Annotated in this window: 11 protein-coding genes; 6 read left to right on the top strand and 5 right to left on the bottom strand. The window is 71.6% G+C overall.

The window, feature by feature from the left end:
* Window positions 1–169: 169 nt before the first annotated feature.
* Entirely contained in the window at window positions 170–580 is a 411-nt protein-coding gene (locus KME79_RS30905; protein WP_148030988.1) for an SRPBCC family protein, read from the top strand.
* Window positions 581–589: 9 nt separating this feature from the next.
* Here KME79_RS30905 and KME79_RS30900 read toward each other — a convergent pair whose 3' ends face one another.
* Window positions 590–1,849 carry an ABC1 kinase family protein gene (locus tag KME79_RS30900; RefSeq protein WP_219548103.1) on the bottom strand — a complete coding sequence of 420 codons (1,260 nt, stop codon included), beginning with the start codon at window positions 1,847–1,849 and terminating at the stop codon, window positions 590–592.
* Window positions 1,846–2,469: a hypothetical protein gene (locus tag KME79_RS30895; RefSeq protein WP_148030990.1), complete on the bottom strand. Its 624-nt coding sequence runs from the start codon at window positions 2,467–2,469 to the stop codon at window positions 1,846–1,848. The genes KME79_RS30900 and KME79_RS30895 overlap by 4 nt, the downstream gene beginning before the upstream one ends.
* A gap of 128 nt (window positions 2,470–2,597) precedes the next feature.
* On the opposite strand from KME79_RS30895, the gene KME79_RS30890 reads away from it, so the two are divergent.
* The 4 genes from KME79_RS30890 (at window position 2,598) to KME79_RS30875 (ending at window position 6,005) form a co-directional block, all read left to right on the top strand.
* Window positions 2,598–3,809, top strand: coding sequence for a cytochrome P450 (locus tag KME79_RS30890; protein WP_219548101.1), 1,212 nt, complete (start codon window positions 2,598–2,600; stop codon window positions 3,807–3,809).
* Between the two features lie 19 nt (window positions 3,810–3,828).
* Window positions 3,829–4,209, top strand: coding sequence for a VOC family protein (locus tag KME79_RS30885; RefSeq protein WP_219548099.1), 381 nt, complete (start codon window positions 3,829–3,831; stop codon window positions 4,207–4,209).
* 181 nt (window positions 4,210–4,390) lie between these two features.
* On the top strand, window positions 4,391–5,323 hold the full coding sequence (locus KME79_RS30880) for a hypothetical protein (RefSeq protein ID WP_219548097.1): 933 nt from the start codon (window positions 4,391–4,393) through the stop codon (window positions 5,321–5,323).
* A 52-nt stretch (window positions 5,324–5,375) separates the two neighbouring features.
* Complete coding sequence (locus KME79_RS30875) at window positions 5,376–6,005, top strand: TetR/AcrR family transcriptional regulator (RefSeq protein ID WP_219548095.1); 630 nt, start codon at window positions 5,376–5,378, stop codon at window positions 6,003–6,005.
* Here KME79_RS30875 and KME79_RS30870 read toward each other — a convergent pair.
* From KME79_RS30870 to KME79_RS30860, 3 genes are all read right to left on the bottom strand, one after another.
* Window positions 5,947–6,642, bottom strand: a complete 696-nt coding sequence (locus KME79_RS30870; RefSeq protein WP_219548093.1) for a winged helix-turn-helix transcriptional regulator — start codon at window positions 6,640–6,642, stop codon at window positions 5,947–5,949. The two genes, KME79_RS30875 and KME79_RS30870, sit on opposite strands and share 59 nt — an antisense overlap.
* 75 nt (window positions 6,643–6,717) lie before the next feature.
* Window positions 6,718–7,917 (bottom strand): AarF/UbiB family protein, encoded by a 1,200-nt coding sequence (locus KME79_RS30865; protein WP_219548091.1) that lies wholly within the window; start codon window positions 7,915–7,917, stop codon window positions 6,718–6,720.
* The gene (locus tag KME79_RS30860) at window positions 7,914–8,366 is read right to left on the bottom strand and encodes an SRPBCC family protein (RefSeq protein WP_219548090.1); all 453 of its coding nucleotides are present in this window, start codon (window positions 8,364–8,366) and stop codon (window positions 7,914–7,916) included. The genes KME79_RS30865 and KME79_RS30860 overlap by 4 nt, the downstream gene beginning before the upstream one ends.
* Window positions 8,367–8,514: 148 nt before the next feature.
* On the opposite strand from KME79_RS30860, the gene KME79_RS30855 reads away from it, so the two are divergent.
* A complete protein-coding gene (locus tag KME79_RS30855) occupies window positions 8,515–10,896 on the top strand; it encodes an AarF/UbiB family protein (protein WP_219548089.1) in 2,382 nt (793 codons plus the stop codon).
* Window positions 10,897–10,904: the final 8 nt, after the last annotated feature.

Here is a 10,904-nt window from a genome sequence, read left to right as displayed (position 1 = left end):
GGGCGAAGTGGCTCAACTGTCTCCAGGTTCAGAGCCGCACGACGAAAGGGCTCGGCGATTGTCACTGATGAGACAGAGGCACATCCTGTTCAAGCTGTGTCACTGATGGTGAGGGTGTCTTCGATGTCCTAGGATCTGGTGGGTCGCTCTCCGATGCACAAGGAGCACCGTGCCCGACACCCGCCACGCGTCCATCTCGGTCGACCAGTTCATCCCCGCGCCGCCTGCCAAGGTGTGGGACGCGCTGACCAAACCCGAACTGCTGGCCCGCTGGTGGGCGCCCGGCGACGTCAGCGCGGTCGTCGGCCACCGGTTCCACCTGCAGATGCCCGGCTGGGGCTCGGTGCCGTGCGAGGTGCTGGAGGCGGAGCCGTACGAGCGGCTCGTCTACACCTTCAACACCACCTGGACCCTGACCTGGCGCCTGGTCGTCGAGGGCAAGGGCACCCGCCTGCTTCTCGAACATTCGGGCTTCGACCTCGACGACAAGCGCGACCGCGCGGCGTTCGAGCGGATGGGCAAGGGCTGGCAGGGCACGGTTCTGCCCCGGCTCGCGGAGGTCGCCGCGGCGGAAGGGTGAGCGACCCCCCTACGCCCCGCCCGGCCGCATGAGCCCGCGCAGCACGAAGGGCAGCGCCTCCATCTGGAAATCCACCTCCGGGCACGCTTCGCGCAACGTCCCCTCCATGACGATCAGCGACAGGAGCGGGAACACGAAGTGGGGATCGGCGTAATAGCCGTGCCTGCGCTGGATGGCGAAGAGCCGTACGGCGAAACCCACCAGATCGAACTCCGCGATCCGCGCGCCGGTGCTGCTGCGCACCAGCTCCTCCATGTCGGCGCGGAATCCCGAGGCGTCGTGGCCGGCGGCGCCGCCGAGCACCGTGGACAGCACGATCGAGGCGCACTCCGCCCCTTCCCCCCGGCTCATGCGGTAGAAGAACGCCGCGAACGCGAGCCGGTCGGAGTCGGCCAGCTGCCGGTGGAACCCCGCGTCGACGATCACCACCGAACCGTCCGGCATCGGGTGCAGGTTGCCCGGATGCAGGTCGCAGTGGACGAACCCGTCGATGAACAGCATGTGGTAGATCGCCCGCAGCGCGTTCACCACGGCCACCCGCCTGCCCGGTCCCCGGCCGGACCGGTCGAGTCCCGGCATGTACTCCATCACCAGCACGTCCCGGCGGCAGAACTCGGTGAGCACCTCCGGCACCCGGACGGCCCGATGGTGCCGGAGGTCGGCCCGGAGCCTGCGCAACGCCGCCGCCTCGGCGAGGAAGTCGAGCTGCCCCGTCAGCGCGTCGCCCAGCTGGTCGACCACGGCCGCGAACGGCGCGCCCCGCAGCCCCGGCAGCCGCTGGAGCAGCCGGGCGCCGAGCCCGAACAGGGCCAGATCACGGGCGATCACCCGGTCGACGCCCGGCCTGCGCACCTTGACGGCGATCCGCCGGCCGTCCTCCAGCCTGGCGCGGTAGACGCACGCCACCGCGCCGGCCGCGACCGGTGTGAGCGGCTCCGCGAGGCGCCCGGCGAGACCGGCGGGCAGGGCCGGAGCCGCCTCCGCGACCGGGAGCGGGGTGAGGCGGTCCCGTAGCCGGGCCAGCGCCCGGCACGCCGCCGGAGGGATCACGTCGACCCTGGTGCTCAGCAGTTGGCCGATCTTGACGAACGCCGGCCCGAGACGCTCGCAGGCCCAGGCCAGCCGATCCCCGGCGATCGCCGCCGGCGGGACCCCGGACAAGAGCCCGCGCACGTCGGTGACCGCCCGCAGGAGGGCCAGCCCCACGATCCCGCCGATCCGCGCCGCCCGGACGACCAGCGGCAGCAGGTCACGTGGCGGCGCCCTCATCCATCCGCGGAAGGCATGTCGATGTAGTGGGTGAGGTGGCTGCCGCAGACGCTCTGGGAGGCCAGCGCCAGGCTGGGCGTCGCGTTCCCCGGCTCCCGCTGGGCGATCCCGCCGGGCAGGTCCGCCACGTCGTAGAAGAGCGTGGCCCCCTGCGACAGGAACGTGGTGCCGATCGGCGGGAACACGGTGATCTCCTTGGCCTCCATCACCAGCGGGTCGATGTTGATGTGGAGTCGGCCGCGCAGCGCGAGGATCAGGTACTGGTCGAAGGTGACGTCGGCGGGCAGCAGCCGCTCCGGCCCACCTGGCGCGATCCCGGTCAGCCGGCCCAGGTTGAGCCGGCTGGGGTTCTGCTGGATCAGCAGCCCGGTGACGTTGGAGTGGAAGTGGGTCATGAGCCGGGTCACCTCGACGGTCGGCCGCCCGTCCGGGGTCGTGGTGACCGTGTCCGAGCTTCGGACCGCGCTCATGCCCTGCACGTCGTCGCAGTCGAGGGTCTCCCCGTCGGCGAAGAAGAGCTTCAGCTCGCCTCGTATGGCCAGCCCCACGTGATGCGTGCTGCCCGGGATGATCAGCGGGTCGGCACGATCGAACCGGGCCGGCCGGGCGTCGACGGACATTCTCGCCACCTCGCTTTCGGCTTCACTTCAATAAACCATAGCTATGCACCTCGAACAATGGTCAGATCTAGACCTATATCGGGACATTTGGTATAGCTGTTTAAAGCTACGGAGGGAGGGCGGTCCGGATGACGGTCCCCATCGGCGCCGGGTTCGATCCCGTGGACCCCGCGGTCCTGCGCGATCCGTACCCCTACTACGCCTGGCTGCTGCGCCACGATCCGGTCCATCGCGGCGCGAACGGCATCTGGTACGTCACCCGGTACGACGACGTCCGCACCGTCCTGGGCGAGGCCCGGTTCGGCCGGGCCGGCATCCGCGACTTCTGGGCCTCGCTGGTCGGCCCCGGCCCGCTCAGCGAGGTGCTGCGCCACACGATCTTCTTCCAGGACGACCCCGACCACGAGCGGCTCCGCTCCCTGATCGGCCCGGCCTTCACCCCCAGGCTGATCCGGAGGATGGGCGCGGAGATCGAGCAGACCGCACGCGACCTGCTCCGGCCGCTGCGGAGGCGGGGCGAGATGGACCTGGTCGACGACTTCGCCTACCCGCTCGCGCTCGCCACGATCTCCACGCTGCTCGGCATGCCGGCCCGCGACCGTGACGCGCTGCGCGCCTGGTCGGTCGACATCGCCCCCACGCTCGACCTCCTGGCCAGTCCGGAGGAGATCGCCCGGGGCCAGGCCGCCATGGGACAGTTCGCCGAGTACCTCACCGAGCTGATCGCCGAACGGCGCAGGAACCCGGGGGACGACCTCATCAGCGCCATGATCGAGGCCACCGGCGGGCAGCGGCCCATCACCACCAACGCCCTGATCGGCACGGCCGTGGCGCTGGTCTTCGCCGGCCACGACACCGTGACCAACCAGATAGGCAACGGCGTCCTCGCCTTCCTGCGCCATCCTCGGCAGCTGGAGCTGCTGCGCGCCGAACCGGACCGGCTGGCGGGCGCCGTCGAGGAGTGCCTGCGCTACGACTCGTCGGTCCAGTCCAACAGCCGGCAGATCTCGGCGGACCTCGACCTCTCCGGCACGAAGCTGCCCGAGGGCGCCTTCGTCGTCGCCCTCGCGGGGGCGGCGAACCGCGACCCGGCGCAGTTCACGGATCCGGACAGGTTCGACATCCGCCGCTCGGAGCGACCGCCCATGTCCTTCGGCGCCGGCATGCGCTTCTGCCTCGGCGCCCTGCTCGCCCGCATGGAGCTGAAGGCGGCGCTGGGGCAGCTCGCCGGTCTGGCCGAGCTGCGGGCGGCCGTTCCCGCCGGTGAGCTCGTCTACCGGCGCAGCACGATGTTCCGCGGGGTGGTCAGCCTGCCGATCACGTTCGCCGCCACACCCTAGCCAGCCGAGGAGGAGTCACGTGTCCCTGTCAGACGCGGTCGCCTGGTTCGAGATCCACGTCAACGACATAGGACGAATGCGTACGTTCTACACGGAAGTGTTCGGCTGGACCTACGAGGAGATCCCCGAGTTCCCTCTGGGCGCGTACTTCATGATCGTCACCGGCGCGGGCGGGCCGCCCGTCGGAGGGCTCGCCCAGTCGGCGCGCCGGCCCTCGCCCACCGGTGAGTCCACCGTCGTCTACCTGCTCGTGGACGACATCGACGGCACGCTCGACGCCGTGCTGAAGGCCGGCGGCAAGGTGGACCGGCCGAAGATGGACATCGGCGGGAACCACGGCCACTGCGCCGTCTTCCGTGACCCGGAAGGCAACCACGTGGGCCTCTGGGCCGGCCGCTGAGCTCTGCCGCACACCGCTCCACCTCCCGGGAACCGTGATCGGCCGCTGCCCATGCGGGTCCCGGGGGTTTCGCCGCGCCGCGCGGCAGCAGGCAGCACCTGCGGCGCAGCCGTGTCCAGCACCTCGAACGTCCATGATCCGACCGGCGCGCCGGTCGCGCCGGTACGAAGAGGAGACCCACATGGCACTCACCGAACAGCGCCCCGCCGAGCGGGCCGGGATCCGCCATCCCTGGCGGGCCGTCCTGATCAGCTCGCTGATCGGATTCCTGCTCACCGTCGTCTGGTCAGCGGAGTTCGTCGACTCGGTCATCGGGGAGAACGTCGCCGGCACCGTGCTCGGCCAGGAGCCGGAGGCCACGGTCCTCGACGGCATCCTGCCCGGCATCGTCTTCGCCTTCGCCACCGGGCTGGGCGGCACCTTCACCGCCTGCAACATCGCCGTCCTCGGCGCGCTCTGCCCGATCGTCGGACAGCCGCGCTCGCTGTCGGACCGCGTGGGGGCCGTCTTCAAGCCCCTCGCCTGGCTGACCGTGGGCATGCTCACGGTCTCCGGCGTGTACGGAGCCGTGGTCGGGATCGTCGGGACCGCCATGCCGCAGTTCTCGACCGCCCCCACCCTCCCGGGGGAGCTGTCGGCCAGGAGCGTCCAGTCGATGGTGGCGTTCGGCGTGATCGGGCTGGCGTTCGTCTGGCTCGGGCTGGCCGCGCTCGGCATCGTGCGCGACCCGCTCGCCCGGCTCACCCGGCGCTTCCCCAACGCGCCCATGGTGGTCATGGGAGCGCTCATCGGCGGCTTCCTCATCGGACGGCCGTACGGACTGTTCCGGCAGCTGTTCCGGGACGCCGCCGAGAGCCACAACCCGCTCTACGGGGCGCTGGCGTTCATGCTGCAGTCCGTGGGGAACATCGTGATCCTCACGGTGCTCTTCATCCTGCTCGCGGTGGTCATGGGCGGCCGGGTGCAGGGCTGGTTCGCCGCCCGGCCCGGCCGGCTCGCCCTCATCACGGGAGCGGCCTTCATCGTCGTCGGGGTCTTCACCTTCCTGTACTGGGACGTACGGCTGCTGGCCAGACGCGAGCTCATCCCCTGGTACCCGGTGATCCCCTGGTGACGGGCCGCCCGGACGACGGGCGGGCCGGTAACCGGAGCTGATGAGGAGAAGCATGGCCAGGCGAACGCAGGCCGAGCGCTCGGACGTGACGACGGCCCGGCTGGTCGGCGCCGCGCACGAGCTGTTCGGCGGCAACGGCTATGCCGCGACCTCGATCGACACGATCTCCGCGGCGGCGGGGGTCACCAAGGGCGCCGTCTACCACCATTTCGGTAGCAAGATCGAGCTGTTCCGCGCCGTCTTCATCCGCGAGCAGCAGAAGATCGCGGCAAGACTGGAGTACGCCGCCGCCGAGGAGGACGACCCGTGGGAAGCCCTGCACAACGGCGTCCGCACCTTCCTGGAGCACTGCCTGGATCCGGGTTTCCGGCAGATCGTGCTGCTCGACGCCCCGTCGTTGATGGGCTGGGAGGCCGTGCGGGAGCTGGAGCACGGCCACACCCTGCGGGTCCTGCTGGCCGGTCTGCGCCTGGCCGGCGGGGGAGCGCCGGAGACGGTGGCCGCTCGCGCGCAGCTCGTCTTCTCGCTGATCTGCGAAGGCGGCATGCTGCTCGCCCGGTCGCCGAACCCGGCCGTCGACCTTCCCCCGCTGGCCGCGGACATAGACGCGTACCTGGAGACGCTCAGATCGCGGTCGGGCGGGGGCCGGGAAGCAGCCCCAGCAGACGGGAACACCGGGTGAGGGCTTCCTGGTCACCCTCCAGGCTCAGCCGTTTGGTCACCACGGCCTCGAAGGGCGAGAGCCGGCCCGAGCCGATGTCCACGAACGTCTTGGCGTCGGTCGAGACCCGCAGGACCGCGTCCTCGGCGCCCTGCTGGACGACCGAGATCTGCCGGCCCCGCACCGCGATGTGGAACACCTGGTCGTCGACGAGGAACTCGTAGGACTCGTCGACGTCGGGGATCTGGTCCTTCCTGATCAGCGCCTCGACGGCCAGCACCCCCCACTGCGGCCGCACCTCGTCTTCCGCGCTGAAGGAGTGGGGGACGTTCAGCCCCCACCGGGCCAGGCCGAGCACCGGCTCGCGGAGCTCCTCACCGAAGGCCGTCAGCTCGTAGGTGTGCCCCCTGCCGCTCAGCCGCGGGTGCTGCCGGACGACGCCCTGGCGGGTCAGCCAGCGGAGCCGCTCGGCGAGGAGGTTGGTGCCGATGCCTGGAAGATTGTGAAGCAGCTCGTTGTATCGCTGAGGGCCGACGAGGAGCTCTCGGATGATCAGCAGGGTCCATCGCTCGCCGATCACGTCGAGGCACGCGGCCAGACCGCAGTATTGCCCGTAACGTCTGCGTTCGCCGGCGCGGGCCACCGACTCGTTCACCATACTAAGAAAGTGTATAGCGATGCTCCGGCGATGCCTCGGGAAGCCGTCGCCGGCGAGGTGAGCGCGTGGCAGGGCTCAGCGGACGCGCTCGGCGCGGGCCCGCGCGACGATGGAGCGCAACACGACGGGGCCCGCCAGAGATTGGAAGTTGATTCCCGGATCCAGCTGCTTGACCTGCCCTTCTATGGCCAGGAGGGCCATGAGAGGAAAGATGAACTCGGCCCGTGAGAACGCCTGGTGCCGCCGCTGCACGGCGAAGAAGCGGGCGGCGAACCCCGCCAGGGAGAAGGCCCCCGCCGTCAGCCCCGTGACGGAGCCGATGAGGCTCTCCATGTCGCGGCGGAACGCCTTCTCGGCCTCGGGCGGCACCGGCCGGGCCGCGGCGGCCAGCGCGTGCGTGGCGCAGATCTCGGCGTTCCCGCTGGACATCCCGAGGAAGAACTCGGTGAAATGCGTCCGCATCTCCTCGTCCAGCTCGTAGGTGAACCCGGCGTCGACGATCGCCAGCCGGCCGTCGGGCAGCTCCCACCAGTTGCCCGGATGCAGATCGCAGTGGACGACGCCGGTGATGAAGAGCATCTCGTACACCGTCAGGACGAGCCGCTTGGCGGTGCGCCGGGGATCGCGGAACCGCCGGCCGCCGGCCTGTCCCGGTATCCACGTCATCGTCAGCACGTCCGGGCCGCTCTGCGCGGGCAGCACCCGGGGGAAGACCACCGGCAGGACGAGTTCGAGGTCTTCGAGCCGGCGGAGGGTGGCCGCCTCCGCCACCAGGTCGGTCTGCCCGCGGACCGACTCGCACATCTCGTGCACGACCCGTTCCAGCGTGGGTCCCGAGCGCCGGAGCAGCACGCCCGCGACCCGGGCCATGGCCGTGATGAGGCCGAGGTCGATCCGCAGCTGTTCGGCGGCCGTGGGGTGGACCGTCTTGACCGCCACGTCGGCGCCGTTCACCTGGCGCCGCTCCACGGTGGCCACGGATCCGATCTCCACGTCGGCCCCGCCGGCGCCGGCCCGCCCGCGCGCCAGGCCCTCCTCCAGCTCCTCGCAGAACGCGGCGGGGAGGATGTCCCTGCGGCTCGACAGCATCTGCCCGACCTTGATGAACGCCGGGCCCAGCCGCCACAGGGCCGCGCTCACCACGGCGCCCGCCCTCCTGAGCGTCCCGTCCCGCCGGCCGTGCCGCACCACGGCCCAGGCCAGCGAAGCCGCCGTGGCGCACACCACGACGGCGACCTGCGCGATCCGCACGGCCGACCGGGCCGCGGAGCTCATCTCCCGCCCTCCGGACGCCGGATCGCGTCCTGGCGGGAGGCCTCCAGGTGCCGCTCCAGGGAGTCCAGGTAGTCGGCCCAGCCGCGGGCGTACCCGTCGGCCAGCTCCGCGGGTGGATCGAGGTGCCGCAGCGTCAGGACGGCGCCGCCCGGCGCCCCGCTGACGCTCACCTCCACCACGCTGTCGTGATGACCCGGGTCCTCCAGCAGGAACCGATAGTCGCCCGCGTCCTCCCGGAGGCGGTAGCGGAGCACCGTCGCGTGTTTGACATAGGACTCGCCGGAGTCCTCCGTGAACCGCAGCCGGTAGCGTCCGCCGGAGCCCCGGGCGCACGGCGTGAACCAGGCGGAGATCGACTCGGGCGCGGTCACCGACAGCCATAACTCGGGGAAAGCGCAGTCGAAATGCCGGTGGATGGAAACGGCGGACGAATCTCTGTCCACGGACATGGCGTCACGTTAGCATGCGCAAATCATCGGCGGAACGGGCCGGTCGCCGAATTCCGCAGGAAAGCACACCGCAATTTCGAAGAAGCCGCCCCGGAAACGCCTGACTATAATTCGTACATTTGCTGTCGTGCCAAAAGGGTGTCTTTCCATGGGTGAGAGAATTGCCGGGACGACCCGACACGAGATCGGCGACGGGCCGGAGCTGCCGCGGCCGATGGCCGTCGTGGCCACCGCGATGGTCGCCACGATGCTGGAATTCGGCTCGCGGACCGGGCTGAGCGCCGCGCTGGCCGCCGGCCCCGCTCAGGCGGCCGGGCTCGCCCGGGCCACCGGCGGCGACGCGCGCCTCGCCGAGGAGTGGCTGCGCGGCCTGGCCGCCGCCGGGCTGGTCTCCCACGACGAGGCGGGCTACGCGTGGTCGCCCGAGGTCCGGCCGTTCATCGGCGGGATGATGGACGTGCAGCCGGGGGTGGCGTTGTTCGGCGCGCTGACCCGGTGCGTCCCCGCGATCGCCGAGGCCTATCACACCGGGGGAGCCCTCGACGACGCGAGCTATCCGCAGGAGCTCGCCGAGGCGATGCAGCGGATGAGCGCCCAGTGGACCGGGGTCATCCTTCCGGACATCTGGTTGCCCGCCGTCCCCGGGCTCACCGACACCCTGCGGGCCGGCGGCAGGGTGGCGGAGATCGGCTGCGCGTCCGGTGAGACGCTGGAGACCCTGGCGACGGACTTCCCCCGGATCACGGCTCAGGGCTTCGACCTCGACGAACGGCTGACCAGCGCGGGCAACGCCCGGCTGGCGGCGCGCGGCCTGACCGGACGTGTCTCGCTGTGCCACCTGGACGCCACGACGGCGCTGAGCGGCGGATACGACCTGATTCTCGCGCTCAGCGTGCTCCACGACGTGAGCGACCTGTCCGGCATGCTGCGCGCCGCGGCCTCCGCCCTGCGCCCCGGCGGCACCCTGCTGGTCGTGGAATCTCCGCCGCTGACCGGACCGGCGGCGGCGATGCTGCTGGCGACCAGCGTGCTGTACTGCGTCCCGGCCACCGCCGCGCGGGGCGGCCGGCCGCTGGGCACCCTGGGGCTGACGCCCGAGACCCTGGTCGCCGCCGCCGCCGAGGCCGGGCTGTCGCCGGTCACGACGCTGCCCGCCGTGCACCCCATGGTGGCGGCGCACGCGTTCGGCAGGACGGCCGAGCGGGGGCCCGGCGATGCCGGACCGGGCGAGCCCGCGCGGGAGAGCGCGGCGGGCCCGGACCACCTGCCACGCGTGCGCGGGCTCCGCCTGGCCGGCCGCGCGGCGCGGCTGACCGGCCGGGTGGGCGCCGCGGCGCCGCACGTGGTGTCGGCGTGGCTGGTCGACCGGCTGCTCCGCGGCAGGACACGGGCGCAGACGCGCGGCACCAGGCGGCTCGTGCGGCATGTCGAACGCATGGGCCCCACCTACGTCAAGTTCGGGCAGATGCTGGCCAGCCGCGCCGACCTGTTCCCCGCCCACGTCACCGAGCAGCTGGCAGCCCTGCACGACGACGTCACGCCGATGGGCGCCGCGGAGTTCGGCCGTCAACTGGCCCTCGCCACGCGTCAGGAGCCGCGGCTGAGCCGGCTCAACGTGACGGATCGCTGCGTCGGCAGCGGCAGCATCGCCTGCGTGTACGAGGCCATCGACCCGGACGGCCGCCTGCTGGCCGTCAAGCTGCAGCGGGAGGGCGTCGCGGAGTCGATGTCGACCGACCTCACCCTGCTGACCGCGCTCACCCGGGTGGCCGAGAAGCTGCCGGCGGCGGGCGGCGCGCCCATGGCCGACCTCGTCGGCTACATGTCCCGGGCGCTCTACGGCCAGATCGACTTCTTCCGCGAGGCCGGCCACCTGCGCCGGCTCGCCGCGAACCTGGCCCGGTACGAGGAGATCATCGTGCCGCGGGTGCACGAGGACTACACCTGCCCCGTGGCCCTGGTGACCGACCTCGTCCCGGGGCTCGCCGACGACGGTCCGGCCGCGGACCTGGCCGGGCGCGACCGCGTCGCGTCGCGGGTGCTCGAAGCCGTCGGCTCGATGATCTTCAAGGACGGATTCGTCCACTGCGACCTCCATCCGGGCAACATCTACATCCGGCCGGACGGCACCGTCGTGATCCTGGACGCCGGCTACTGCGTGGAGATGCCCGGGAGGGTCCGGGACGCACTCCGGGACTTCTTCATCAACCTGGCGCTCCGCAACGGGCAGCGGTGCGGGGAGATCATGTACGACTCGGCGTTCCCCTCGGGGCCGCCCGCCGGGCACACCCCGGCTCGCAGGCGCGCGTTCGCCCGCGAGATCGCCGGGCTCGTACGGGCGACGACGGAGCCGGGAGGGCGGTTCGACATGACCGACTTCGGGCCCCGCGTCTTCGAGCACCAGAACAGGTACGGCGTCCACCCGCCGGCCGACTTCGCGTTCCCCCTGATGTCCCTGATGATCGTGGAGGGGACGCTCCGGCGCTGGTGGCCCGGCCTGCAGATCCCCGCGGCCACCGGAGTCCGGTGAGTCCGGGG

Source organism: Nonomuraea harbinensis, from assembly GCF_019396385.1.
Taxonomy (GTDB): Bacteria; Actinomycetota; Actinomycetes; order Streptosporangiales; family Streptosporangiaceae; genus Nonomuraea; species Nonomuraea ferruginea.
Note: the sequence above shows the minus strand (reverse complement) of the source record. Positions and strands in the feature narration are given on the sequence as shown.

Excerpts from the sequence above, each read along its gene's own strand:
- KME79_RS30900 (WP_219548103.1), bottom strand. The coding sequence starts at position 1,849 with ATGAGGGCGCCGCCACGTGACCTGCTGCCGCTGGTCGTCCGGGCGGCG.
- KME79_RS30895 (WP_148030990.1), bottom strand. The coding sequence starts at position 2,469 with ATGTCCGTCGACGCCCGGCCGGCCCGGTTCGATCGTGCCGACCCGCTG.
- KME79_RS30890 (WP_219548101.1), top strand. The coding sequence starts at position 2,598 with ATGACGGTCCCCATCGGCGCCGGGTTCGATCCCGTGGACCCCGCGGTC.
- KME79_RS30880 (WP_219548097.1), top strand. The coding sequence starts at position 4,391 with ATGGCACTCACCGAACAGCGCCCCGCCGAGCGGGCCGGGATCCGCCAT.
- KME79_RS30875 (WP_219548095.1), top strand. The coding sequence starts at position 5,376 with ATGGCCAGGCGAACGCAGGCCGAGCGCTCGGACGTGACGACGGCCCGG.
- KME79_RS30870 (WP_219548093.1), bottom strand. The coding sequence starts at position 6,642 with ATGGTGAACGAGTCGGTGGCCCGCGCCGGCGAACGCAGACGTTACGGG.
- KME79_RS30865 (WP_219548091.1), bottom strand. The coding sequence starts at position 7,917 with ATGAGCTCCGCGGCCCGGTCGGCCGTGCGGATCGCGCAGGTCGCCGTC.
- KME79_RS30860 (WP_219548090.1), bottom strand. The coding sequence starts at position 8,366 with ATGTCCGTGGACAGAGATTCGTCCGCCGTTTCCATCCACCGGCATTTC.
- KME79_RS30855 (WP_219548089.1), top strand. The coding sequence starts at position 8,515 with ATGGGTGAGAGAATTGCCGGGACGACCCGACACGAGATCGGCGACGGG.